The sequence below is a fragment of the Pseudomonas sp. 1928-m genome (genome assembly GCF_029269135.1).
Classification (GTDB): Bacteria; Pseudomonadota; Gammaproteobacteria; order Pseudomonadales; family Pseudomonadaceae; genus Aquipseudomonas.
Genome location: NZ_JARIXO010000002.1, coordinates 1 through 23485, shown reverse-complemented (window position 1 = coordinate 23485; position 23485 = coordinate 1). Strand labels below are relative to the sequence as shown.

Here is a 23485-nt window from a genome sequence, read left to right as displayed (position 1 = left end):
GGCCGGCATTATGCCGCCTTGGCGCGGAAGTGAAAGAGGAGGGCGCATCCTTGCGCCAAGTGGAACTCTTTTTCGCGGCTAGTTGATAGCGCGGTAGACCTGTTGCTGTGTCAGATTTCCCAAACCAGATTGACTGCGGCGTGGCGGCCCGGCTGGCTGAAACGGCCCATGCTTGGGCTGTTTTCGGTCAGGCCGCGTACGTCGCCCCATTGCCAGTACTCTTTGTCGGTCAGGTTGAACAGGCCGGCATTCACGGCGAAGGCATCAGTCATCTGCCACCAGCCATTGAGGTCGAGTACGCCATAACCCGAGGTCTCGGCGTGATTGGCGGTTTGGGTCATGTCGACGCGGGTTTTCGCCGCCACCAGGGTCCAGCTCAGCTCGCCACCAAACTTGCCGCTCGGCTCGCTGTAGCCCAGGCCGAATACACCCTTGAGCGGGTCGACGCTGTTGATCGGCTGGCCTGTGCCTTCATCCTTGCCGCGGGCGTAAGCCACACTGCCGCGGGCTTTCCAGCCAGCCGGCAGGCCCAGTTGGTCGAGGAACAGCTCGCCTTTGGCTTCCGCACCGCGAATGGTCACGCGATCACGGTTGACGTACTGGAACTCGCCGAAGGGGAAACCCGGCACGCTGGAGGGCCGGCTGACCTGTTCAATAAAGTCGTCGTACTGGTTGTAGAACAGCGCCGCGCCAAAGCTGCCGATGGCGTACTGACCGCGCAGGCCCAGCTCGAAACTGTCGCTGGTTTCCGCCTTCAGGTTGGTGTTGGCCAGGGTGCGGTACATGCCGGGGTTGGCGAACTCGCCAAAGATCTCGATTGCCTGTGGCGCGCGGAAACCTGCAGCGTACTGACCGTAGACGCTGTGGGCGTCGTCGAGTTGGTAGGTCACGCCAAACTTGGGCGACAGCGCCGAATCCTTGAAGTCGCTCGGATTGCGCTCGGTAGCCTGACTATTGAGGTACTTGTCGGTGACGTGTGGGCTCATCTCATAGTGGTCGTAGCGCAGGCCCGGTAGCAATGTCCAACGGCCGATGCTGATGCTGTCCTGAGCAAACAGGGCGTATTCCTTGGTGGTCGGATCGGGAAAATCGCTGGTGGGCAGAACAGGCGTGGTCACGCCGGTGGCCAGTACTGTTTCACCGCCTTCGCGCAGATCCGCGTTCTTCAGGTGTTTGACGTCCAGGCCATAGACCAGCGCATGTTCTGTGCTGCCGATGCTGAAGGCCTTGTCCAGCTTGGTATTGAACGCCCAGAGTTTTTCTTCGTAGTACGAATCACGTGTGCGGTAGCGTGGCTGTCCGCCGACCACGCGGTCCTCGAACGTTTGCTGACGCGTCTGGCTGTCCTGGTAGCTGAGCTGGCTGTGGATCTGATCAGCAAGCAGGGTGTCGAGTTGCTGGGTATGGGCGAGGGAATAGCGCTCACGGTCGACGCGGTCTTCAGCATCCTGGGTACGGATGGTCGCAGTGTTGCTGTAGTTGCTCAGCACGCGGGTGTCGGTATCGTCCTGATAACGCTCGTAGGTCAGTTGCAGGCGGCCGCCGTCGCTGTAATCCCAACCGAATTTGCTCAGCAGGTTGTCGGTGCGGTAATCCAGTGGATTGGCCTGCTCGCGAGTTGCGCCTATACCACCCTGACCGCTGTGGGTATCCGTGGCCTGGCCACTGCGCCGGCCCAGGTGTAGCAGGCCATCGACCTGACCCAGGCGCGCTGCGAAGGTGGCGCTGCGCTGCCAGCTGTCATCGCTGCCGTCATAGCCGGTTTTCAGGCGGGCGTAAGCGTCATCACCTTCGTCCAGGTAGTCACCGGCATCCTTGGTCAGGAAGCTCACCGCGCCGCCAATCGCATCGCTGCCGTACAGCGAACTGGCTGGGCCACGGATGATCTCTACCTGCTTGACGGTGTCGAGGTCGACGTAATCGCGTTTGGCGTTAAGGAAGCCACCAAAGGAGAAGGCGTCTGGCATACCGACACCATCTACTTGGGTCAGTACACGGTTGCCGCCAATGCCGCGGATGGTAAAGCCGGAAAGGCCGAAACGATCACCGCTACCACCGACCGACACGCCAGGCTCGTAGCGCACCAGATCCTTGATGTTCTTGATGTTCTGCTGGTCGATCTGCCGTTCGGTCTGTACCGACACGGTGCTCGGAACCTGGTCGAGGGTCTGTTCGGTGCGGGTTGCCGTGACGGTCACCGTATCGAACTGGTTCGGCGCTTTCTCGGCGCCAAGGGCCAGCGATGGGCTGAGTAACAGTAGGGCAAGCCAGGGGCGGCGGGCGAATGGAGGACTTCTGTGCATGGGGACTCCAGGGTCGTACAGGTGGCTTCTCTGGCCACCGGGTTGGCATCGGCGGCAAAGCTAAACGACATTGACATGCTAATGCAAATAATTATCAAATAGATCTTGTTCGCTTTGACTGGGTCTTTGCATGTTGCGTTTGTCGCTATTTCTGCTGCTGTCGCTGGCGCTGCATATCGCCGGCTGGCTGCTGCATGGTGATGCGCAAGTGCCGGCGTTGAGTGCGGCGCAAACCCGTGAAGCGCCCCAGGTATTACGCCTGGCTGCAGTGTTGCAACAGGCCCCTCCGGCACCGGCCAAGCAGCCTGAGCAACCGCAACCGCAACCGCAACGCCAGGCGGTGGTGCCGAGAAAGGCGCAGGCACCGACACCTAAGCCGGCAGTGCAGGCGCCCGTGGCCAAGCCAAAGCCAGCGGTAGTGGCACAGCCAACTCAAAACCAGCCCGTGCAAGCGCAGCCAACCGAGACAACCAGTCAGTCGGCAGCGGTGCGTGCAGCGGCTCAAACCGAGCCCGCCAAGCCGGTTGCCGCAACGCCGGCCGCTGAAGTGCTTAGCAGCAAGCCGAGCTTTCGCGAGCCGCCCCGCCAGCCGAATTACCCGTCCCAGGCGCGGCGGCGTAATCAGCAGGGCGTGGTGCTGGTCGAGGTGCGCCTGGATGAGCGCGGCCAGCAGCGCAGCCTGAATGTGCTGCGTTCCTCGGGCGTGGACAGCCTTGATCGCGCCGCCCTGGAGGCGGTTGCCAAGTGGCGTTTTCGCCCTGAAACCAGCGGCGGCCAGGCCGTGCCTAGCCGCGTACAGATCCCTATTCAGTTCGCTTTGACGGCGAGCCGTTGATTAATCAGTGAGGAGTTTTCCATGAGTACACACGTCCAGCCTGTCGCGACCACCAATGACCTGTATCTGGCCTGGCAGGTGCTGCGCAGCGAGCAGCCACGCCTGCGCGCTCGCGATGCCGCCGAACGTCTGGCCGTCAGCGAGGCCGAACTGGTGGCCAGCCGCCTCGATGTTGACGCCGTACGTCTGCAGCCGGATTGGGCGCAGTTGCTGCCGGCACTGGGCGAGCTGGGCTATGTGATGGCGCTGACCCGCAACGAGCATTGCGTGCATGAGCGCAAGGGTTATTACCGTGAGGTGACGGTGACCGGTAATGGCCAGATGGGCCTGGTGGTCTCGGCCGATATCGACCTGCGCCTGTTCCTCGGCGGCTGGGCCAGTGTGTTTGCCATCGAAGAGCAGACCGGCAAAGGCACCCAACGCAGCATTCAGGTGTTCGACCGTCAGGGCACTGCGGTGCATAAGGTCTTCCTCACCGAGGACAGTCAGCTAAGTGCCTGGGCGCCGCTGCTGGAGCGTTTGCGTATGGCTGAGCAGAGCGCCGAACTGGAGCTGATGCCTTTGCCCCAGGCGCAGCCGGCGCAAGCCGATGCCCAGGTGGATGTGAATGCCCTGCGCGTGGGTTGGTCGACCCTCAAGGACACTCACCACTTCTTTGCCCTGCTGAAAAAACACGGCACCACACGCACCCAGGCCCTGCGCCTGGCGGGGCGCGAATGGGCCGAGCCAGTGGATGTGCGCGAATTGCCGAAGCTGCTGGAGCAAGCCGGTATGCGCGAAGTACCGATCATGGTGTTTGTCGGCAACCGCCACTGCATCCAGATTCACTCCGGTCCGGTACGCAACCTGCGCTGGATGGATACTTGGTTCAACGTGCTCGATCCCGAGTTCAATCTGCACCTGCAGACCACTGGCGTGACCGAGCTGTGGCGGGTGCGCAAGCCGAGCAGCGATGGCGTGATCACCAGTTGGGAAGCCTTCGATGCCAATGGCGAGCTGGTGGTGCAGCTGTTTGGCGCGCGCAAACCGGGCATCCCGGAGCGCGAAGACTGGCGCGCCCTTGCCGAAAGCGCGCCTGCGCTGGAGTGCTGAGATGAGCCAGTGGTGGAGTGCGATGGGGCCGCTGGGTTGGCCGCTGGCACTGTGCTCGCTGCTGGCGCTGGCGCTGATACTTGAGCGCCTCAGCGTTTTTCTGCGTTTGCAGCCGCTGAGCACTGCCGCCGGGCGTGCAGCAGTCAGCGCCTGCCGCACCTGTGAGCGAGAGCACTGCAAAGGCCGCGCGCGTGGTTGGCGCTATGGCCTGGCGTTGTTGCTCAAACACAGCGCCTTGCCGGCGGTGCAGCGCGAAKAGCTGCTCGGCTGCTGGTTGCTGGAAGAGCGTCAGCGCCTCAATCGACAACTGCGCTTGCTGCAGCTGATCGGCATGCTGGCGCCCATGCTCGGGCTGCTCGGCACTGTGCTGGGCATGCTTGAGATGTTTGCCAATATCGCCGGGCAGAACAGCCCGGTCACCCCCGCGCTGCTCGCCGATGGTTTGTGGCAGGCGCTGTACACCACGGTGTGGGGCTTGCTGATCGCCATTCCGGCGCTGGCAGCCGGGCAGGGCTTTGCCTTGTGGGCTGAGCGCTATCTGGAGGGCGTGCAGGCGTTGCTCAATCGTTGCCAGTTGGCTTTGGATGGCCTGGAGCTGGAACTGCCGAGTAATCAGCCGGCCGCGCAGTGGGTGTTGTCGTGATTCGTCTGCCGGCTGCCAGTAGCTCCCAGGGCAATCTGTTGCCCGATCTGACGCCGCTGCTCGACGTGATTTTTATCGTGCTGGTGTTCTTTCTGCTGACCGCGCAAACGCCGTTGCTGGAGTTGCCCCTGCAGTTGCCGCAGAGCCGTGAAGCGCTGCCTACAGCGAGTGCCGGCAGCGGCGAGCGCATGCAAATACAGCTGTCCGCCGAAGGGAATTGGCGCTTTAACGGCACCCCGCAGACGGATTTCAGCGCGTTACGCACTGAGATGACTGCAGCCTTTGCCGCCGATAACGCAGCGGGCCTGGACCTGGCGCTGGATCGTCAGGCACCGCTGTCGGCATTTCTCGATCTGATGGCCTTGCTGCAGCAGCAGGGCATTCAGGACAGTCGCATTCTTCTAGAGGCCAATCATGAAACGCCTTAATACTCTGCTCGCCCTGGGCGCGAGCCTGTTGTCCTGTGCCTCGCTGATGGCTGCCGAGCCGTTGCCGCAACGCTGGATCAGTTCCGGCGGCTCGCTCAGTGAGTGGGTGGTGGCGTTGGGTGGCGAAAGCCGCCTGGTCGGGGTGGACAGCACCAGTCAGTATCCAGAGTCGCTGCGCACGCTGCCGAGCATCGGTTATCAGCGCCAGCTGGCGGCCGAGGGCATGTTGACACTGCGCCCGGATATGCTGATCGGCAGCGAGGAAATGGGCCCGCCGCCCGTGCTGGCGCAATTACGCGGCGCCGGTGTGCGGGTGGAAATGCTCTCGGCCAAGGCGGATCTGACCAGCCTGCAGGCCAGCCTGCAACGTATCGGCACCCTGCTGGGCGAGCCACAACGCGCCGATCAGGCCTTCGCGGCTTATCAGCAGCGCTTGCAGCAGCAGGCCGACTGGCTGGTGACTGCGCAGCGTCAGCAAGCGGCTCCGGGGGTGTTGCTGTTGCTCGGGCATGCCGGTGGTAGCCCGATGGCGGGCGGCAAGGACACTTCGGCCGATTGGCTGATCGAGCGTGCCGGTGGGCGCAATCTGGCCAGCCATAGCGGTTACAAGGCGCTGTCCACCGAAGCCTTGTTGGCGCTTGATCCGGAGGTGGTGATCATTGCTGATCGCAGTCTTTCTGGTGATGCCGCGCGTGAGGCATTGCTGCAGCAGAACCCGGCGCTGGCCTCGACTCGTGCGGCGCGTAACCAGCGTTTGCTGATGCTCGACCCGACGCTGCTGGTCGGGGGCCTCGGCCCGCGTTTGCCGGATGGGCTGGCGGCCTTGTCCGCAGCCTTTTATCCTGCCAGCCAACCTCTGGTCGCCGAAGCTAAGCCCACGCCATGAATCCTGTTATTCGTCCGCGCTCACTGTTTATCGCACTGAGCCTGCTGTTGGCGCTCGCGCTCTGGTTATCCCTGGCGCTGGGGCCGGTCAGCCTGCCGCTGCTGGATACCCTCAAAGCGGCGCTGCGCCTGCTGGGCCTGGTGCAAGCGGGTGATGATCTGGCCCAGGCCGAACTGATCCTCGGGCAGATCCGCCTGCCGCGCACCTTACTCGGTCTGCTGGTCGGCGCGGTGCTGGCGCTGTGCGGGGTGGCGATGCAGGGGCTGTTTCGCAACCCGCTGGCCGATCCTGGGTTGATCGGCGTATCCAGCGGCGCGGCGCTCGGCGCGTCGATTGCAATTGTCGGTGGCGCGGCACTGGGTGGTTTGCCGGAAGCCTTTGCACCTTATCTATTGTCGTTGTTCGCCTTTATCGGCGGCCTTGGGGTGACGGCGCTGGTCTATCGCCTGGGCCGGCGTGATGGTGAAACCAATGTGGCAACCATGCTCCTGGCCGGTATCGCGCTGACCGCCCTGGCCGGTGCGGCCATCGGCCTGTTTACCTACCTGGCCGACGACGCCACCTTGCGTACCCTGACGTTCTGGAACCTGGGCAGCCTTAATGGCGCCAGTTACGCGCGCCTGTGGCCGCTGCTGCTGGTGACGGCGGCAGTGGCGCTGTGGTTGCCAAGGCGGGCCAAGGCGCTGAATGCCATGCTGCTGGGCGAGTCCGAGGCGCGTCACCTGGGTTTTGCCGTGGAACGGGTCAAGGCCGAGCTGGTGTTCTGCACCGCCCTCGGTGTCGGCGCGGCTGTGGCTGCGGCAGGGATGATCGGCTTTATCGGCCTGGTGGTGCCGCATCTGGTGCGTCTGCTGGTGGGGCCGGATCATCGCGTGCTGTTGCCAGCCTCAGCCTTGGCGGGTGCCAGTCTGCTGCTGCTGGCGGATCTGGCGGCGCGGCTGGTGCTGGCGCCAGCGGAACTGCCGATCGGTATCGTCACGGCGCTGATTGGCGCGCCGTTCTTCCTTTATCTGTTGCTGCGGGGGCGTACCTGATGCTGCGCGCGGAAAATCTGGCGGTACAGCGCGGCCCGTGCACGGTGTTGGCGGATATCAACCTGGAGCTGCGTCCGGGCGAAATGCTCGGCGTGCTGGGCCCCAATGGTGCAGGCAAGAGCACCTTGCTCGGTGCCTTGTGTGGCGAGTTGCAGCCGAGCCACGGCGACGTGTGGCTGGATCAGCGGCGGCTGCAGGACTGGCCCGGCAGCGAGCGCGCGCAACGCCTGGCGGTATTGCCGCAGACTTCGACGCTGAACTTCGCCTTTCGCGTGGAAGAAGTGGTCGGTATGGGCCGTTTGCCCCACGCCAGCGGGCGTGTGCGTGATGCGCAGATCATCAAGCAGGCGCTGGAGGCAGCCGATGCCTTGCACCTGGCCGGGCGCAGTTACCTGGCGTTATCCGGCGGCGAGCGTCAGCGCGTGCATTTGGCGCGGGTGCTGGCGCAGCTCTGGCCAGGTGGGGAAGGGCAAATGCTGTTGCTCGATGAGCCCACCTCGATGCTCGATCCACTGCATCAGCACACCACGCTGCAGGCCACCCGCGCCTTTGTCGAGCAGGGCGCCGCTGTGCTGGTGATCCTCCACGATCTTAATCTGGCCGCGCGTTACTGCGACCGCTTGTTGCTGCTGGAACGCGGCCGCCCCCATGCGCTCGGTTCCCCTGAGGAAGTCTTGCGCGCCGAACCGCTGCAGGCTGTGTTTGGTCTGGAGGTGCTGGTGCAGCGGCATCCGGAACGGGGTCATCCTTTAATCGTTGCTCGCTAAGGTTGTGTTTATGCGTATTGCATTACTGCTGGTGTTGGCGCTGTTGAGCGCCTGTCAGGCCTCGCTACCGGCTTTACCTGCTTGGCAAAGCCCGCAAGGTTTGCAGCATCCTGAGCTGGGGCAGATTGTCGAGTTGCGCACCGGTGCGCGGCTTACCCCGGCGCAGCTGCTGGAACGTCTGACTGCTGCGCCCAAGGTGCTGGTCGGCGAGCGGCATGACAATCCCGATCACCATGCGCTGCAGCTCTGGCTGTTGCGCGCGCTGGCAGCGCAGCGGCCGCAAGGTAGCCTGCTGCTGGAAATGCTGACGCCGGATCAGCAGGCCAAGGTCGATCAGGTGCGTGCTGCTATCGCGGCCGGGCAGGCGCCGCAGGACATGCTCAGCGCCCTGGCCTGGCAGCCGGGCTGGGCCTGGTCGCAGTACGGGCCGCTGGTGCAGCATGCGCTGCGTCAGCCTTATCCGTTGTTGGCGGCCAATCTTGAGCGTCGCGAAATCATGCAGATCTATGCCCAGGTGCCGCAGCTGAATGGCCAGGCATCCACCGCGCCACCGGTGCGTGAGGCGTTGTTCAAACAGATTCGCCAGTCGCATTGCAATCTGCTGCCGGACAGCCAGCTGCCCGCCATGCTTGCCGTGCAGCAGCAACGTGACCGGCGAATGGCTGAAGCGCTGCTGGTCGCGCCGGCGCCAAGTCTGCTGTTTGCTGGCGCCTTCCATGTGCGCCGTGAGTTGGGTGTGCCACTGCATCTGCAGGATTTAGGGGCAGCGGAAGGCGTGCAGGTGTTAATTCTGGCGGAGGTTGGCAGCCAGGTTGCTGCTGAGTCGGCCGATTACGTCTGGTACACCCCGGCGCAACCTGAGCAGGACCACTGCGCAAAACTGCGACCCTAGCCCGACTTGCCTGCGGCTGAGCAGGTAGTCTGCGGTTTTCACCGGAGACTGCCGATGCCAGCCGCTGCCCACGCCCTGCTTACCCGCTACTTCAACGCCCTCAACGAACGCGACAGCCGCGCCTGCCTGGCCCTGCTCAGCGACGATGTGCTGCTGGATATCAACCAGGGCCCGCGCGAGCAGGGCGTACAAGCCTTTGCCGATTATCTGGAGCGCACCCAGCGCTGCTATCGCGAAAGCATCGATAACCTGCAGATCCTCACCGAGCCAAGCGGGCAGCGCGCCGCCTGCGAATTCACCCTGAGCGGCGAATACCTGAGCACCGATGATGGTCTGCCAGATGCCTGTGGTCAGAGCTATCAACTGACGGCGGCGAGCTTCTTCGAGATTCGTGACGGCAAGATCTGCCGGGTCAGCCAGCACTTCAATCTGCCGGAGTGGTTGGCGCAGGTCGATTTCTAAAGGTTGCTGAGCGTACTTTTCGACAGGCAAAAAAAGACCCGGCAAGAGCCGGGTCAATAACCGTGATTAGCCTGATGAGGAGATAATCTGAAGAGGCCGACTGAAGGTCTCTTAAGCTTATCGGCTGATCTCGCGACCAGTTGTGGTAATAATAACAATTCTCATTTTCAAGTCAACACCTTCAAGCAAACTTTTTTATCGATCTGCTGGCGACCTGTTCGGCCCATAAACAAACAACCCGACACAAGGTCGGGTTGTTGAGGTCGTAAGCCGGTTTCAGGACGCTTCGGCCGGCAAGCGCAGCTGGGTGACTTCCTTGTTCAGCAGGTCGATACGCTTGGCCATGCTCTCAATCAGGCTGTGGGCAATCCGCGGGTTGCTCTGCATCAAGCTGAGGAACTGCTCCTTGGGGATGACCATTACGGTGCACGGCTCGCTCGCCAGCACGGTGGCGCTGCGCTTCTCGCGAGTGAACACGGCCATGGCGCCGAAGATTTCATCCTTCTGCACATCGCCGACCTTGTGCCCATCGACATAGGCCTCGGCATGGCCTTCGATGATGATAAAGACGTTGTCGGCGACATCACCCTGATGGATCAGCTCTTCACCCGCAGCAAAGTGCTGGAAGCCGGTGGATGGGCGAATTTCTGGCTGTTTCAAGCGAGCCAGAGCGTCGGACAGCAGGGCGGTATGGCCGATCAGGTACTGGATAAACAGTTCCTGGCGCTGTTCGCTGGCATAGATGTGCTTGAACACATCACTGCGCGAATAGGGGATCAGGCTCAGTTGCTCCTCGCTGCTGTAACGGCAGCTGGGCATGTCCAGGCCCTGGCGCAGGCCAACCAGGTCGCCTTCCTGCAGATAAAACAGCGGACGTTCATCGACCACTGCATGCAGCAGGCCATTTTCAATGATGAATAGCTGATTGCCCGGCAGCACCTTGGCCAGGTCTTCTGCACGTTCAAGCTGTAGTGGCGATCCAGCAGGTGCAAGCCCATCGAGCAATTGAGTGGGGATGCTTTGTAGTCGGTTGATCAGCTGATCGGCGTAAGCCGGTTGCTCCCCGAGTAAATACATGAGCGAATTTCCTTGAACTGGCTGGGCATACTAAACCGCACGAACGTCCCTAAAACAATAGTTGCCAGCACGCTTCAGGTAAATCAAAAGCCTGAGAGGTTGTGAGCTAGCTCTTGTTGTGGGGTGAACTTTCATCGAGCTGGCCGTTCAGTTCGGCTTTATGTCCGGGTGGCAGCTCGTTCCAGTGCACGTCCAGCAGTGCGCCTTCAATTGCATACAGCAGCACCTTGGATGCCCTGAAGCCCCGTGCGCGTACCGCGCGATAAGCACTAACCGCGCCCAGTCGGCGCAGGTCATTGGCGCTGTGGATACCGACTGCGTGTAACCACTGGGCCGAGGTTTTGCCGAGGTTCTTCAGGTGTTGCAGTTCATCGTTCATCAAGCCTCCTTGCGCTGCTGGGCAGTCGTGCGGATGGAGTCAGTTTGGCGTGCCTGCCAGAAAGTGTAGCGGCCAGCGGACAAAGCGTGGCTGTTTGGCATCACCCCAGGCCTGGCGCAGTTTTGGCTGCAGTTGCCGCAGTGGATCGACGCCGTTTTGCTGCTCGTAGCGCTGCACCGCTGACCAGGTGAGCAGGTAGCCCAGCAGCTGTTCCAGCGACCAGCTGACTTCGATAGCCGAGGCGGGCGGGGCGAGTGGGGTAAAGGGATTGTCGATATCACGGTAGCCGGCATCGACACTGGCGCGGCCCAGCGGCCAGTAACCGCCGAGGGTATTCCAGTAAAACTCGTCGATCAGCGCGTCCAGCTCATCGTCGATGCGCATCAAGCTGTAACACCAGGCACAGAACACCCCGCCAGGCTTGAGCAGGCGGCGTACTTCGGCAAAGAACGCCGGTGTGGCAAACCAGTGCAGGGCCTGCGCCACCACGATCAGGTCCAGGCTCTGGCTGGGCAGGGGCTGCGTTTGCGCCTCGGCGACGAACAGCTGCAGGCCAGGTTGATCCGCGCCGGCCTGCAATTGTTCCAGGCTGGCATCGCAGGCCAGCACCTGTTTGAAGTGCTCGCGCAGCGGATGGCTGGCCTGGCCATTGCCACAGGCAATATCCAGCGCCCGCAGGCGTTCCGCGCATTGCGCGGCCAGCCAGGCAAACAGGTTTTCTGGGTAATGCGGGCGGAAGCTGGCGTAGGCATCTGCTCGGGCGCCGAACAGCTGGCTGACGTGGTTACCGCTCAACGGGTGTTATAGCGCAGGCGGGTGCCGAAATTTACCGACATCAGAATCTCGTCTGCCGTCAGCTCGACCGGGAAGTAGGCCCCGGAAATCTGCGCGTGGGCCAGGCTGGCCCCTTCGAGCTGGGCATTGCGCAGGTCAAGGCCGCGCAGGTCGGTGCCGCGAAAGTAGGCGTTGGTGAAGTTAATGCCCTCGGCATTCAGGGCGCGCAGGTCAATGCCGCGAAAGTCGCCGCCGCTCAGGTCGACGACCGTGTCTTTGGGCTTTTGCGCATTGAAGGCAGAAATTTGTTCGTTGTGGATCAGGCTATACAGCGGGCTATCCAGTTGTCGGGGCTGGCTCATGGTGCATCTCCTTATGGACTCACCGCCAGTATAGAAGCCGCGGCGCGCTCTGCTCGCGCCGCAACTCTGTTGCCCGTTTTGCCTATTACAGGCCCGTCAGGCGCTGGCGAATACGTGCGATCAAGGTGTCCAGGCTGGCGCTTTCGTGGGTGTCGACGCGTTTGCTGTGCAGCAGTTCATCGTCACTCAAGGCTTCGCGGCTGGCTTGTTGGGCACGTACGACGTCCATGGTGGCGTCCGACGGGTCGCTACCGGCGACTTTGCGTTGCTCCAGCCAGCTGGCGATCACTTCGTCCGGGGCGCTGCATTCCAGAATCAGGAAGGGCGCGCCGCAGGCTTCGGCAACCTGGCTGGCCGCTTCGCGCTGCGCCTGCTTGAGGTAGGTGGCGTCGATGACTACCGGGAAGCCGGCATGCAGGGCCGCTTCGGCGAGCTGGTGCAGGCGCTGGTATGTGGCGGCGCTGGCGTCCTGGGTGTAGATGCCGGCGCTGAGTTTGCCGAGGTCAGCATCCTTCTGCTCGCCGAACAGGCGCTTGCGCTCTACATCCGAACGCAGACGAATAGCGCCCAGCGCCTCGACCAGGCGCATGGCCACATGGCTTTTGCCTACAGCAGAAACACCGTGGGTAATGGCCAGGAAATTGGAGGGGATGGCGCTGTAGCTTTCCGCCAGGTTGGCGTAGTTGCGGTATTGGCGCAGGGTCACGGCTTTTTGCACGGCATCGGTCTGATGCGCCAGGCTGAACAGCGCGACCTTGGCGCGTACCAGGGCGCGGTAGGCCTTGTAGAAATTCAGCAGCTCCAGAGCGGCGTAATCACCGGTGTGCTCCAGCCAAGCATTGACGAAGCGCCAGGCATGGGCCTTGAGGCCGCGGTCTTCCAGGTCCATGGCGAGGAAGGCGGCGTCCGAGGCGATATCGATCAGACGGAACGGCTCGTTGAACTCGATGCAGTCGAATAGCACCACCTGATCATCCAGCAGGGTGGCGTTGCCCAGGTGGATGTCGCCGTGGCATTCGCGGATCGAGCCATTGGCCGCGCGCGTGGCCAGCAGCGGTTCAAGCCGCGCGTAGCTGGCTTCGGTCCAGGCCTCCAGGGCTTCCAGCTGCTGCAGGTCGGCCGCGTCACCGAGCATCGGGCGGATCTGTTCGAAGTTCTGCCGCATCGGCGCGACAATTGCCTCGGGCGTGCACAATTCATGGCTGGCCGCGACCGCAGGGGTCGAACCGTGGAAGTCGGCGATCTGTTTGGCCAGGGCATCGATATGCGCCTCGCTCAGTTCGCCGCGTGCCTGCACGTCACTGAGCAGCTGGCTCTGCGGGAATTGACGCATTTTTAGTGCGTATTCGATCACTGGGCCGCTGCCACCGAGTTGCGGCGCATCGACGCTGCCGCTGATCGGCAGTACGTCCAGGTAAAGGCCCTGGGTCAGGCGTTGGTTGAGGCGCAGCTCTTCCTTGCAGAAGTGTTCGCGGGCGCTCAGCTCGGTGAAGTCGAGAAAGCCGAAGTTCACCGGCTTCTTGAGCTTGTAGGCGAAGGGGCCGGTGAGCACCACCCAGGAAATATGGGTTTCGATAACCTGGAACTGCTCCACGGGATGAGGGTAGAGGGCCGGGTTCTGCAGTGCGGCGATCAGAGCTTGGCTCACGGGCGATCCTTGGCGTTGTACTGAATAAGAGGCGGCCATTATGGCCGCTCAACGCCAGTCTGCAAACCGCTGCGCTGGTCTGCTGGCAAGTGGGCAAAGTGCGTATAATGCCGCGCCATGACTCGTACCCGATCTTCTCGTCCCCGTTCTAAACGCCGTTCCGGCGGTATGCGCCCCTGGTTAGGCTGGGCTATCAAGCTCGGCCTGGTTGGCTTGGTGGTGCTCGCCGTGTTTGCGGTTTACCTCGATGCAGTGGTGCAGGAGAAATTCTCCGGCAAGCGCTGGACTGTGCCCGCCAAGGTCTATGCCAGGCCGCTGGAGCTGTTTGTTGGGCAGAAACTGGCCAAGGATGACTTCCTCAAGGAGCTGGATGCCCTGGGTTATCGCCGTGAAAGCGCGGTGGCCGGCCCTGGCGGTGTTTCGGTCGCCGGCAACAATATCGAGCTGCATTCACGCGGTTTTCAGTTCTACGAAAGTGTTGAACCATCGCAACGCGTACGTGTGCGCTTCTCTGGTGATTACGTTGCCGGCCTGACTCAGGCGAGCGGCGGCAACCTTGCAGTGGCGCGGCTTGAGCCGTTGCTGATTGGCGGCTTGTACCCGGCGCACCAGGAAGACCGCGTGCTGATCAAGCTGGAGCAGGTGCCGCCGTATCTGGTGGAAACCCTGGTGGCGATTGAAGACCGCGAGTTCTTCAACCACTTTGGCGTTTCGCCCAAGGGCGTAGCCCGCGCGGTGTGGATCAATGCCACTGCCGGTCAGCTGCGCCAGGGCGGCAGTACCTTGACTCAGCAGTTGGTGAAAAACTTCTACCTGACCAACGAGCGCACCCTGGCCCGTAAAGCAACCGAAGCCATGATGGCGGTGCTGCTGGAGCTGCATTACGAGAAGAAGGACATTCTTGAGGCCTATCTCAATGAAGTGTTTCTCGGCCAGGACGGCCAGCGTGCGGTGCACGGCTTTGGTCTGGCCAGCCAGTATTTCTTCAGTCAGCCACTGTCCGAATTGAAGCTCGATCAGGTGGCGCTGCTGGTGGGTATGGTCAAAGGGCCGACCTACTACAACCCGCGGCGCAACCCCGAGCGTGCGCTGGAACGACGTAACCTGGTGCTCGATGTACTGGCAGCGCAGGGCGTGGCCAGCACCGAAGAAGTGGAAGCGGCAAAACAGAAACCTTTGGGCATTACCCAGCGCGGTACCTTGGCAGACAGCTCGTTCCCAGCCTTCCTTGATCTGGTCAAGCGCCAGCTGCGCGAGGACTACCAGGAGCAGGACCTGACCGAAGAGGGCCTGCGCATCTTCACCAGCTTCGATCCGATCATGCAGCTCAAGGCCGAAAGCGCCTTGGCCGACACCCTGAAACGCTTGTCCGGGCGCAAAGGGGTTGATCAGGTCGAGGCCGGGATGGTGGTGACCAGTCCGGAAAGTGGTGAGGTGCAGGCCATTATTGGTAGCCGCCAGCCGCGCTTTGCCGGCTTCAACCGCGCGCTGGATGCAGTACGGCCGATTGGTTCGCTGATCAAACCGGCGATTTACTTGACCGCGTTGGAGCGGCCCAGCCAGTACACCTTGACCAGTCTGCTGGAAGATCAGCCGTTCTCCATCAAGGGCCAGGACGGTCAGGTCTGGAGCCCGCAGAACTACGATCGCAAGGCCCATGGCACGATTTACCTGTACCAGGGCCTGGTTAACTCCTACAACCTGTCGACTGCCAAGCTCGGCTTGGAACTCGGCGTGCCAGAAGTGCTGAAGACCCTCAATCGATTGGGTGTCGAGCAGCAGTGGCCGGCGTATCCGTCGATGCTGCTCGGCGCTGGTGGGCTGAGCCCGATGAACGTGGCGAATATGTACCAGACCCTAGCCAATGGTGGCTTCAATACGCCGTTGCGCGGTATTCGTGCGGTATTGACGGCCGAGGGCGAGCCGCTCAAGCGTTATCCATTCCAGATTCAGCAGCGTTTTGACAGCGGCGCTATCTACCTGCTGCAGAACGCCATGCAGCGCACGATGTCAGAAGGCACAGGGCGTTCGGTCTACAGTCAGCTGCCGCGCTCCCTGGCCCTGGCCGGCAAGACCGGCACCAGTAACGATTCGCGCGACAGCTGGTTTGCCGGCTTCAGCCAGGATGTGCTGGCGGTGGTCTGGCTGGGCCGTGATGACAACGGTCCGACGCCGCTGACCGGGGCGACGGGCGCACTGCAGGTGTGGACGGACTTTATGCGCAAGGCCGACCCACTGCCGCTGGATATGCCCGTGCCGGATAACGTGGTGCAGGCCTGGGTGGATGCCAGCAGCGGCCAGGGCACTGACCCGAGTTGTCCGAATGCAGTACAGATGCCGTATATTCGCGGCAGCCAACCCGTCGCCGGGCCGGCCTGTGGTATTCAGGCGCCGGTCAACGAAGTGATGGATTGGGTACGCGGCTGGTTGGATTAAGTTAAAGAGGGCGTGACGTGAATAAGTGGTTGATTCCAGCTGTAACGGCTTCGTTGTTGTTGGCCGGCTGTAGCAGCGTGCCGCGCGGCTCGATTCCGGTAGTTGAAGGCGGTACTGCGGTAGCCGGCGCGCAATCGGGTACGCCAGGCGGTTATGGTGCGCCAGTCACACAGCCTCAGGCCCTGCCGGAAGACTCTGGCGTGGTGGTAATGGTGCCGGGCGGTGGCGGTAGTTCCGCGCCGATTCAGTCGTTCCCGGCAAGCAATGCACCGCTGGATATCGGCAGCACTACCCAGCCGTGGAGTGCTACGCCACCTGCTGCCACCCAAGGCGGCTATGTCGCGCCGGCGCCCAGTGGCATCCCAAGTGGTGGTTTGGCCATGGATGAGCAGCTGGATGGCCCGGTTCTGGCCTTGTTGACGACGGCTCAGCAGCAGCAGGGTGGTGGTGATCTGAATGGCGCCGCCTCCAGCCTGGAGCGCGCCCAGCGTATTGCTCCGCGTGAGCCGCAGGTGCTCTACAAACTTGCCGAAGTACGTTTGGCTCAAGGCGATGCGGCTCAGGCCGAGCAGTTCGCCCGTCGTGGGCTGAGCTATGCCAGCGGTCGTCCTGCCTTGCAGGCCAGCCTGTGGAACCTGATTGCGCAGGCGCGCGAGCGTCAGGGTGATGCTGCGGGTGCCGCCCAGGCTCGCGAGCAGGCGCGAGTCAGTCTCTGATGGATGCACGCGTGCCGGCGGTGGCGGAGCAGCTGCTGCTGATCGAGCGAGAGCTGCGTGTGCAAGGTTGGTGGGATGCGCAGGCGCCTAGTGCGCAGGCGCTATCCAGCCAGCAGCCGTTCTGTGTCGATACGCTGGCGTTCGAGCAGTGGCTGCAGTGGATATTTCTACCGAGGATGAAGCAGGTGCTGGAAGCAGGGGCGGCATTGCCCAGTGTTTCCGGGATTCAGCCGATGGCCGAGCAGGTGTATGGCGGTCAGGCCAAAAAGGCCAGAGAGCTGATCAAACTGCTGGGTGAATTTGATCAGCTGATCGTTGGCGCGACCTGAGCCGCGCCGACAGGCTTATTTGCAGTTTTCGGCAATCGCCTTCTGCGCTTCGCTGATACGGCTCTGGCGCTCTTCTTCGCTTAGGCGGCGTACTTCACCGTCTACATCAACGCGTACGCGCGGATTATTTTCCAGTTGCGAAAGGTTGGTGCGCACATCTGCGCAGTACTTCTTGCGCTCCACTTCTTTGGCGGCAACCTCCTGTTTGACCTTTTCGTCGATGGCAGCCTGCTCGGGGTCGGCGATGCTTTCGAAGGTCGGCGCCGCTTTCTTCTCTTCTGCGACGGCAGGCTTGGGCGGTGGTGTTGCGGTATTGATGCTGGTGGCTTCTTGGCCTTGTGGCGGCTGTGCGCTGAAGTGCGTTACACCTTGGGCGTCGACCCACTTGTAAACCTGGCTGGCCATGGCGGTAGCGCTCATGGCGAGCAGCAAGCTGCTGGTGATGATCATGCGGCGCATGCGGTTTCCTTATATTGAGCTGCGGTGCCTGCTGACTACTATAACCAAAATGTTCGAATCGTCATCCTGCGCTGCGTCACAGCAGAAGATTGCAGATTCAATCACGGATTGCTTGACTTGGCAGCGCCGAATCCGAACAATTCCACGCTCGCTGTAGTGGAGTCCGCCGCAAGCAGGCTTTAGCTCAGTAGACATGAGGTGCACACCCGCGCCGACCTGTTACACCCGCAACGCGTTACCTCGCGCTGGGTGGGAAGACCCCGCAACACTTTGGGGCATTCCCAATACTTGCTCAGTTGTAGCTGACGTAGTCGGCGACCACCGTCGCTCATGCTCTGCTGACAGTAAACCTATCTTAGGCCGTCCTCCTTGTTGGGCGGTTTTCTGGCGTTTTAGAGGTGAACAACGTGGAGCTTTTATCCGGCGCTGAAATGGTCGTCCGCTTTTTGCGTGACGAAGGCGTTAAGAACATCTATGGGTACCCGGGCGGTGCTCTTCTACACATCTACGATGCCCTGTTCAAAGAGCCGGAAGTGCAGCACATCCTGGTTCGTCATGAACAAGCGGCAACCCATATGGCTGACGGCTATGCCCGTGCCACCGGTAAAGCCGGTGTGGTGCTGGTAACCTCTGGCCCTGGCGCAACCAATGCCATCACCGGTATTGCCACTGCCTATATGGACTCTATTCCGATGGTGGTGTTGTCTGGCCAGGTGCCAAGCACCATGGTCGGCACCGATGCCTTCCAGGAAACCGACATGATCGGTATCTCGCGGCCGATCGTGAAGCACAGCTTTATGATCAAGCACGCCTCGGAGATCCCGGAAGTCCTGAAGAAAGCCTTCTATCTGGCGCAATCCGGCCGTCCAGGCCCAGTGGTCGTGGATATTCCGAAGGACATGACCAACCCGGCTGAGAAGTTCGAGTACGTCTATCCGAAGAAGGTCAAGCTGCGTTCCTACAGCCCGGCTTTGCGCGGTCACTCTGGGCAGATCCGCAAGGCGGCCGAACTGCTGCTGACGGCCAAGCGTCCAGTCATCTATTCCGGTGGTGGCGTGATCATGGGCGGTGCTGCAGCGCCGCTGACTGAGCTGGCGCAGATGCTCAACCTGCCAGTTACCAACACCCTGATGGGCTTGGGCGGCTATCCAGGCACCGATCGCCAGTTCCTCGGCATGCTCGGTATGCACGGTAGCTACACCGCCAACCTGGCAATGCACCACGCCGATGTGATCCTGGCGGTAGGCGCACGCTTCGATGACCGGGTGATCAACGGCGCGAGCAAGTTCTGCCCGAACGCCAAGATCATTCACGTCGATATCGACCCGGCTTCCATCTCCAAGACCATCAAGGCCGATATCCCAATCGTCGGCCCGGTTGATAGTGTTATGACCGAGATGGTCGCGATCCTTAAAGAAATCGGCGAGCAGTTGAACAAGGATGCCCTGGCGAGCTGGTGGAAGCAGATCGAAGAGTGGCGCGGTGGTCGCATCATGTTCCCTTACGACAAGGGCGACGGCAGCATCATCAAGCCGCAGACCGTAATTGAGACGCTGTCCGAAGTTACCGGTGGCGACGCGTTCGTGACCTCTGATGTGGGTCAGCACCAGATGTTCGCAGCCCAGTACTACCGCTTCAACAAGCCGAACCGTTGGATCAACTCCGGCGGTCTGGGCACCATGGGCTTTGGTTTCCCTGCTGCCATGGGCGTCAAGCTGAGCTTCCCGGATGACGAGGTCGCCTGCGTGACCGGTGAAGGCAGCATCCAGATGAACATTCAGGAGCTGTCGACCTGTCTGCAGTACGGTTTGCCGGTGAAGATCGTCAACCTCAACAACGGTGCGCTGGGTATGGTGCGCCAGTGGCAGGACATGAACTACGGTAGCCGTCACTCGCATTCCTATATGGAATCGTTGCCGGATTTCGTCAAGCTGGCCGAGGCCTATGGCCATGTCGGCATGCGCATCACTGATCTGAAGGATCTAAAACCGAAGATGGAGGAGGCCTTCGGGATGAAAGATCGCCTGGTGTTCCTCGATATCCAGGTTGATACCAGTGAGCACGTCTATCCGATGCAGATCAAAGACGGTGCAATGCGCGATATGTGGCTGAGCAAGACGGAGCGTACCTAATCATGCGACACATTATTTCCCTGCTGCTGGAAAACGAGCCCGGCGCATTGTCCCGCGTGGTCGGTCTGTTCTCGCAGCGCAACTACAACATCGAAAGCCTGACTGTGGCGCCGACCGAAGACCCGACCCTGTCGCGTCTGACGCTGACCACTGTGGGTCATGATGAAGTCATCGAGCAGATCACCAAAAACCTCAACAAGCTGGTTGAAGTGGTCAAGCTGGTCGATCTGTCGGAAAGCGCTCACGTCGAGCGCGAGCTGATGTTGGTCAAGGTCAAGGCGACTGGTGCTCAGCGTGCTGAAGTCAAACGCACCACCGACATCTTCCGTGGGCAGATCGTCGATGTGACCAGCAGCGTCTACACGATTCAGCTGGCCGGCACGAGCGACAAGCTGGACAGCTTTATCCAGGCCATCGGCACTGCGTCGATTCTGGAGACCGTGCGCAGTGGTGTGACCGGCATTGCCCGTGGCGACAAGGTGCTGAGCATCTGATTACGTTGTACTGATAAAACCAAAAGCCCTCGGGGGAGTGTCCTCTGAGGGCTTTTTGCATTTTGGGGTAAATGCCTCTTAGCGTTGGCGATTCCAGAAGGCATTAATCAGCGGGTCTTTAAGACGCTTCTCCAGCGCGAACAGGCCAATGTCGTATGCGGTTAACGGTGGCTGAATATCGTAGATGCGGATGCGTGCGGTCAGTGGGCTGTTATCGAGAACGATCTGCGGGACTACGCCAATGCCAAAGCCCAGGCTCACCATGCTGACGATGGCTTCGTTACCGCTCACCTGCGCATAAATCCGCGGTTTGATGTTGTGGCTTTTCAGCCACAGGTCGGTTCGGGTACGGGCGAGGCCTTCTTCCGAGAGGATCATCGGCACATCCCGCCAGCTCTCCGCTGTGGGATGTCTAAGCTGTTCTTCGCTTAATAGCTGCGGTGACTGCGGGCCGATAAAGCACAGCGCGGAGCGGGCTATCGGTTGAAATTCGATGCCGGCCGGCAAGCTGTCGGGGCGGGCGCCAATGGCCAGATCTTCCAGTCCTTCTTGCACACGTTCTACGGCCTTGGCCGGGTCGCCGGTGTGCAGCTTCATTTCAATGCGTGGGTAGTCCTGGCGAAAGCTGCTCAAGATGTCATAGAGGAAGCTGTAGCTGGCCGTTACCGAGCAATACAGGGAAAGCTCGCCGTGCAGGATCAACTGGTCCTGCTTGAAGGTCTGGCGGATGGCTTGCCAACCGTTGATAACTTCGCTGGCATACTCGCGAAACTGTTGTCCCTCGCGGGTCAGGCGCACTGAGCGGTTGTCGCGCAGAAACAGTGGTGCGCCCAGTTCGTCCTCAAGCTGTTTGATGCTGCGGCTGAGCGCGGAAGGGCTGACGTGTTGCTCACGGCTGGTTTTACCGAAGTGCAGGTTGTCGGCCAGAGAGAGAAAAAGCCTGAGTGCGTGACTATCCATGATTATTTCAATTATCGGCATGTTGTGTTGCAAATATATCATTTTACGCAATGGGGCGGATCACTTAAGGTGTCTTCGTCGCGGTGCATGCACCCCATCCTTTTTCGATTAAAAGAGCCAAGAACATGAAAGTTTATTACGACAAAGACTGTGACCTCTCGATCATCCAGGGTAAGAAAGTTGCCATCATCGGCTACGGTTCCCAGGGCCACGCTCAGGCGTGCAACCTGAAAGATTCTGGCGTTGACGTGACTGTTGGCCTGCGCAAAGGCTCGGCCACTGTTGCCAAGGCTGAAGCCCATGGCCTGAAAGTGACTGACGTTGCTTCCGCCGTTGCTGCTGCCGATCTGGTCATGATCCTGACCCCGGACGAGTTCCAATCCTCGCTGTATAAAAACGAAATCGAGCCGAACATCAAGAAAGGCGCCACCCTGGCTTTCTCCCACGGCTTCGCGATCCACTACAACCAGGTTGTGCCGCGTAGCGATCTCGACGTGATCATGATTGCGCCGAAGGCCCCAGGCCACACCGTACGTTCCGAGTTCGTCAAAGGCGGTGGTATTCCTGACCTGATCGCGATCTATCAGGACGCTTCCGGCAACGCCAAGAATGTTGCCCTGTCCTACGCTGCTGGTGTGGGTGGCGGTCGTACCGGCATCATCGAAACCACCTTCAAGGACGAGACTGAAACCGACCTGTTCGGCGAGCAAGCCGTTCTGTGCGGCGGTACCGTTGAGCTGGTCAAAGCCGGTTTTGAAACTCTGGTTGAAGCCGGTTACGCGCCGGAAATGGCCTATTTCGAGTGCCTGCACGAACTGAAGCTGATCGTTGACCTCATGTACGAAGGCGGTATCGCCAACATGAACTACTCGATCTCCAACAACGCCGAGTACGGTGAGTACGTGACCGGCCCGGAAGTGATCAACGCCGAATCCCGTCAGGCCATGCGCAATGCCCTGAAGCGCATTCAGGACGGCGAATACGCCAAGATGTTCATCAGCGAAGGTGCGACCGGCTACCCTTCGATGACCGCCAAGCGTCGTAACAACGCTGCACACGGTATCGAGATCATCGGTGAGCAACTGCGCTCCATGATGCCGTGGATCGGTGCCAACAAAATCGTCGACAAAGCCAAGAACTAAGGTTTTATGACGTAAGAAAAGACGCGGCCAAGGCCGCGTTTTTTCATGGTGCGGCAAGGCTTCTGGTATAAAGCCTGAGTGTTGCATGGGCGCTGGCGTGAACCCTGTTCGTCAGCGTCTGTCGAAATTCTCCAAATCCGTTGCAAGGTGTTGTTCATGAATGAACGTCCAGATGAGCCGCAGTCTCCCGCCGATGCCGAAAGTTTGCTGCCAATCGATGAGCATATAGAAGAGGGGCATGACGCCGAAGGGCGCAAGGTCCGTCATCGCGGTATTTATCTGCTGCCCAACCTGTTTACCACGGCCAACTTGTTTGCCGGGTTCTACGCCATCATCAATGCTATGAACGGCAACTTCTATGTGGCCGCCGCCGCAGTGTTTGTTGCCATGGTGCTGGATGGCCTCGATGGTCGTGTAGCGCGTCTGACCAATACCCAGAGCGCCTTTGGTGCCGAGTACGATTCGCTATCCGATATGGTCGCCTTCGGTGTCGCGCCTGCCTTGCTCGCGTTTGAGTGGGCGCTGGGTAGCATGGGCAAGGTCGGCTGGATGGTGGCCTTCATCTATGTAGCCGGTGCCGCGCTGCGTTTGGCGCGTTTCAATACGCAGATCGGCAGCGTCGACAAGCGTTACTTTATTGGTCTGGCCAGTCCGGCTGCTGCGGGTGTGGTGGCGGGTACTGTGTGGGCCTTCAGTGATTTCGGTATCAAAGGCTCGAACATGGCCTTTGTAGTTGCCATTCTGGTAGCCGCTGCTGGCATGCTGATGGTCAGCAATATCAAGTACAACAGCTTCAAGGATCTGGACCTGAAAGGGCGTGTGCCTTTTGTAGCGATCCTGGCGGTGGTGCTGGTGTTTGCGGTGGTGTTCAGTGATCCGCCGCGAATTCTGCTGATCATCTTCCTGGCTTACGCGGCTTCGGGGCCGATTCAGTACCTGCTGCGCCTGCGTCGCGGTAAAAGCGCCTAGTTACTGCGCAGTGGGTTCGACAAAGCCGTTGAAGCGTCAGCTTCAACGGCTTTGTCGTTTCTGCAGGCGGCGCGCAGGTGGCTGTGTGGCTGCAGCCCTTGATTTCGTGGCTATTGAAACAAAAGCATAACAATCGATTGACCTTCGTTCGGCAGTCCCTATAATGCGCAGCTCTTCAGGCGTATGCGGCTCCTTAAACTTCTTATAAAACAAGAAGTTAGATTTGAAAAAGGAGTTGCAAAGCAGCGAAAGCTGCGTAGAATGCG

25 protein-coding genes are annotated in these 23485 nt (G+C 60.8%); 16 read left to right on the top strand and 9 right to left on the bottom strand.

Annotated features, from left to right (window positions below; genetic code table 11):
• Positions 1-110: 110 nt before the first annotated feature.
• A complete protein-coding gene (locus P3C18_RS09615) occupies positions 111-2303 on the bottom strand; it encodes a TonB-dependent hemoglobin/transferrin/lactoferrin family receptor (protein WP_275961642.1) in 2193 nt (730 codons plus the stop codon).
• 130 nt (positions 2304-2433) lie between these two features.
• Here P3C18_RS09615 and P3C18_RS09610 point away from each other — a divergent pair, with 130 nt between their 5' ends.
• From P3C18_RS09610 to P3C18_RS09570, 9 genes are read left to right on the top strand one after another with little or no spacing between them, the layout of a single operon-like run.
• Positions 2434-3138: an energy transducer TonB gene (locus P3C18_RS09610; RefSeq protein ID WP_275961641.1), complete on the top strand. Its 705-nt coding sequence runs from the start codon at positions 2434-2436 to the stop codon at positions 3136-3138.
• Positions 3139-3159: 21 nt separating this feature from the next.
• Positions 3160-4230, top strand: a complete 1071-nt coding sequence (locus P3C18_RS09605) for a ChuX/HutX family heme-like substrate-binding protein (RefSeq protein WP_275961640.1) — start codon at positions 3160-3162, stop codon at positions 4228-4230.
• A gap of 1 nt (position 4231) precedes the next feature.
• Positions 4232-4873, top strand: coding sequence for a MotA/TolQ/ExbB proton channel family protein (locus tag P3C18_RS09600; protein WP_275961639.1), 642 nt, complete (start codon positions 4232-4234; stop codon positions 4871-4873).
• Complete coding sequence (locus tag P3C18_RS09595) at positions 4870-5301, top strand: biopolymer transporter ExbD (RefSeq protein ID WP_275961638.1); 432 nt, start codon at positions 4870-4872, stop codon at positions 5299-5301. The genes P3C18_RS09600 and P3C18_RS09595 overlap by 4 nt, the downstream gene beginning before the upstream one ends.
• Complete coding sequence (locus P3C18_RS09590; protein WP_275961637.1) at positions 5288-6187, top strand: ABC transporter substrate-binding protein; 900 nt, start codon at positions 5288-5290, stop codon at positions 6185-6187. The genes P3C18_RS09595 and P3C18_RS09590 overlap by 14 nt, the downstream gene beginning before the upstream one ends.
• Positions 6184-7221: an iron ABC transporter permease gene (locus P3C18_RS09585; protein ID WP_275961636.1), complete on the top strand. Its 1038-nt coding sequence runs from the start codon at positions 6184-6186 to the stop codon at positions 7219-7221. Before P3C18_RS09590 ends, P3C18_RS09585 begins: the two co-directional genes overlap by 4 nt.
• On the top strand, positions 7221-7988 hold the full coding sequence (locus P3C18_RS09580) for a heme ABC transporter ATP-binding protein (RefSeq protein ID WP_275961635.1): 768 nt from the start codon (positions 7221-7223) through the stop codon (positions 7986-7988). The genes P3C18_RS09585 and P3C18_RS09580 overlap by 1 nt, the downstream gene beginning before the upstream one ends.
• A 10-nt stretch (positions 7989-7998) precedes the next feature.
• Entirely contained in the window at positions 7999-8880 is an 882-nt protein-coding gene (locus tag P3C18_RS09575) for a ChaN family lipoprotein (protein ID WP_275961634.1), read from the top strand.
• 54 nt (positions 8881-8934) lie between these two features.
• On the top strand, positions 8935-9342 hold the full coding sequence (locus P3C18_RS09570; RefSeq protein WP_160088618.1) for a nuclear transport factor 2 family protein: 408 nt from the start codon (positions 8935-8937) through the stop codon (positions 9340-9342).
• A 276-nt stretch (positions 9343-9618) separates the two neighbouring features.
• Here P3C18_RS09570 and P3C18_RS09565 read toward each other — a convergent pair whose 3' ends face one another.
• From P3C18_RS09565 to P3C18_RS09545, 5 genes are all read right to left on the bottom strand, one after another.
• On the bottom strand, positions 9619-10419 hold the full coding sequence (locus P3C18_RS09565; protein ID WP_275961633.1) for a cyclic nucleotide-binding domain-containing protein: 801 nt from the start codon (positions 10417-10419) through the stop codon (positions 9619-9621).
• Between the two features lie 106 nt (positions 10420-10525).
• A complete protein-coding gene (locus P3C18_RS09560; protein WP_275961632.1) occupies positions 10526-10798 on the bottom strand; it encodes a TfoX/Sxy family protein in 273 nt (90 codons plus the stop codon).
• A gap of 39 nt (positions 10799-10837) precedes the next feature.
• Entirely contained in the window at positions 10838-11593 is a 756-nt protein-coding gene (locus P3C18_RS09555) for a class I SAM-dependent methyltransferase (RefSeq protein ID WP_275961631.1), read from the bottom strand.
• Positions 11590-11934 carry a pentapeptide repeat-containing protein gene (locus P3C18_RS09550; protein ID WP_275961630.1) on the bottom strand — a complete coding sequence of 115 codons (345 nt, stop codon included), beginning with the start codon at positions 11932-11934 and terminating at the stop codon, positions 11590-11592. The genes P3C18_RS09555 and P3C18_RS09550 overlap by 4 nt, the downstream gene beginning before the upstream one ends.
• Positions 11935-12019: 85 nt before the next feature.
• Positions 12020-13582 (bottom strand): bifunctional aminoglycoside phosphotransferase/ATP-binding protein, encoded by a 1563-nt coding sequence (locus P3C18_RS09545; protein WP_275961629.1) that lies wholly within the window; start codon positions 13580-13582, stop codon positions 12020-12022.
• Positions 13583-13699: 117 nt separating this feature from the next.
• On the opposite strand from P3C18_RS09545, the gene mrcB reads away from it, so the two are divergent.
• The 3 genes from mrcB to P3C18_RS09530 are packed head-to-tail and all read left to right on the top strand — an operon-like array spanning position 13700 to position 17063.
• Positions 13700-16018 (top strand): penicillin-binding protein 1B, encoded by a 2319-nt coding sequence (mrcB, locus tag P3C18_RS09540; RefSeq protein WP_275961628.1) that lies wholly within the window; start codon positions 13700-13702, stop codon positions 16016-16018.
• A 17-nt stretch (positions 16019-16035) separates the two neighbouring features.
• Positions 16036-16734, top strand: a complete 699-nt coding sequence (locus P3C18_RS09535; RefSeq protein ID WP_275961627.1) for a tetratricopeptide repeat protein — start codon at positions 16036-16038, stop codon at positions 16732-16734.
• A complete protein-coding gene (locus P3C18_RS09530; protein ID WP_275961626.1) occupies positions 16734-17063 on the top strand; it encodes a YqcC family protein in 330 nt (109 codons plus the stop codon). Before P3C18_RS09535 ends, P3C18_RS09530 begins: the two co-directional genes overlap by 1 nt.
• A 15-nt stretch (positions 17064-17078) precedes the next feature.
• On the opposite strand, the gene P3C18_RS09525 is transcribed toward P3C18_RS09530, so the two are convergent.
• Positions 17079-17522 carry a DUF4124 domain-containing protein gene (locus P3C18_RS09525; protein ID WP_275961625.1) on the bottom strand — a complete coding sequence of 148 codons (444 nt, stop codon included), beginning with the start codon at positions 17520-17522 and terminating at the stop codon, positions 17079-17081.
• 407 nt (positions 17523-17929) lie between these two features.
• Here P3C18_RS09525 and P3C18_RS09520 point away from each other — a divergent pair, with 407 nt between their 5' ends.
• Both P3C18_RS09520 and ilvN read left to right on the top strand, forming a co-directional pair.
• Positions 17930-19654, top strand: a complete 1725-nt coding sequence (locus P3C18_RS09520; protein ID WP_275961624.1) for an acetolactate synthase 3 large subunit — start codon at positions 17930-17932, stop codon at positions 19652-19654.
• Between the two features lie 2 nt (positions 19655-19656).
• Positions 19657-20148, top strand: a complete 492-nt coding sequence (gene ilvN / locus P3C18_RS09515; protein ID WP_090256033.1) for an acetolactate synthase small subunit — start codon at positions 19657-19659, stop codon at positions 20146-20148.
• Positions 20149-20226: 78 nt separating this feature from the next.
• On the opposite strand, the gene ilvY is transcribed toward ilvN, so the two are convergent.
• On the bottom strand, positions 20227-21108 hold the full coding sequence (ilvY, locus tag P3C18_RS09510; protein ID WP_275961623.1) for an HTH-type transcriptional activator IlvY: 882 nt from the start codon (positions 21106-21108) through the stop codon (positions 20227-20229).
• 125 nt (positions 21109-21233) lie between these two features.
• Between ilvY and ilvC the strand changes: the two genes are divergently transcribed.
• On the top strand, positions 21234-22250 hold the full coding sequence (gene ilvC, locus P3C18_RS09505) for a ketol-acid reductoisomerase (RefSeq protein ID WP_275961622.1): 1017 nt from the start codon (positions 21234-21236) through the stop codon (positions 22248-22250).
• Between the two features lie 156 nt (positions 22251-22406).
• On the top strand, positions 22407-23219 hold the full coding sequence (pssA, locus tag P3C18_RS09500; protein WP_275961621.1) for a CDP-diacylglycerol--serine O-phosphatidyltransferase: 813 nt from the start codon (positions 22407-22409) through the stop codon (positions 23217-23219).
• 42 nt (positions 23220-23261) lie between these two features.
• Here the strand turns inward: pssA and P3C18_RS09495 are convergent.
• Positions 23262-23485, bottom strand: a 224-nt coding sequence (locus tag P3C18_RS09495; RefSeq protein WP_275961620.1) for a hypothetical protein, incomplete at its 5' end; no start/stop codon positions are given.

Excerpts from the sequence above, each read along its gene's own strand:
- P3C18_RS09615 (WP_275961642.1), bottom strand. The coding sequence starts at position 2,303 with ATGCACAGAAGTCCTCCATTCGCCCGCCGCCCCTGGCTTGCCCTACTG.
- P3C18_RS09610 (WP_275961641.1), top strand. The coding sequence starts at position 2,434 with ATGTTGCGTTTGTCGCTATTTCTGCTGCTGTCGCTGGCGCTGCATATC.
- P3C18_RS09605 (WP_275961640.1), top strand. The coding sequence starts at position 3,160 with ATGAGTACACACGTCCAGCCTGTCGCGACCACCAATGACCTGTATCTG.
- P3C18_RS09590 (WP_275961637.1), top strand. The coding sequence starts at position 5,288 with ATGAAACGCCTTAATACTCTGCTCGCCCTGGGCGCGAGCCTGTTGTCC.
- P3C18_RS09585 (WP_275961636.1), top strand. The coding sequence starts at position 6,184 with ATGAATCCTGTTATTCGTCCGCGCTCACTGTTTATCGCACTGAGCCTG.
- P3C18_RS09580 (WP_275961635.1), top strand. The coding sequence starts at position 7,221 with ATGCTGCGCGCGGAAAATCTGGCGGTACAGCGCGGCCCGTGCACGGTG.
- P3C18_RS09575 (WP_275961634.1), top strand. The coding sequence starts at position 7,999 with ATGCGTATTGCATTACTGCTGGTGTTGGCGCTGTTGAGCGCCTGTCAG.
- P3C18_RS09570 (WP_160088618.1), top strand. The coding sequence starts at position 8,935 with ATGCCAGCCGCTGCCCACGCCCTGCTTACCCGCTACTTCAACGCCCTC.
- P3C18_RS09565 (WP_275961633.1), bottom strand. The coding sequence starts at position 10,419 with ATGTATTTACTCGGGGAGCAACCGGCTTACGCCGATCAGCTGATCAAC.
- P3C18_RS09560 (WP_275961632.1), bottom strand. The coding sequence starts at position 10,798 with ATGAACGATGAACTGCAACACCTGAAGAACCTCGGCAAAACCTCGGCC.
- P3C18_RS09550 (WP_275961630.1), bottom strand. The coding sequence starts at position 11,934 with ATGAGCCAGCCCCGACAACTGGATAGCCCGCTGTATAGCCTGATCCAC.
- mrcB (WP_275961628.1), top strand. The coding sequence starts at position 13,700 with ATGACTCGTACCCGATCTTCTCGTCCCCGTTCTAAACGCCGTTCCGGC.
- P3C18_RS09530 (WP_275961626.1), top strand. The coding sequence starts at position 16,734 with ATGGATGCACGCGTGCCGGCGGTGGCGGAGCAGCTGCTGCTGATCGAG.
- P3C18_RS09525 (WP_275961625.1), bottom strand. The coding sequence starts at position 17,522 with ATGCGCCGCATGATCATCACCAGCAGCTTGCTGCTCGCCATGAGCGCT.
- ilvN (WP_090256033.1), top strand. The coding sequence starts at position 19,657 with ATGCGACACATTATTTCCCTGCTGCTGGAAAACGAGCCCGGCGCATTG.
- ilvY (WP_275961623.1), bottom strand. The coding sequence starts at position 21,108 with ATGGATAGTCACGCACTCAGGCTTTTTCTCTCTCTGGCCGACAACCTG.
- ilvC (WP_275961622.1), top strand. The coding sequence starts at position 21,234 with ATGAAAGTTTATTACGACAAAGACTGTGACCTCTCGATCATCCAGGGT.
- pssA (WP_275961621.1), top strand. The coding sequence starts at position 22,407 with ATGAATGAACGTCCAGATGAGCCGCAGTCTCCCGCCGATGCCGAAAGT.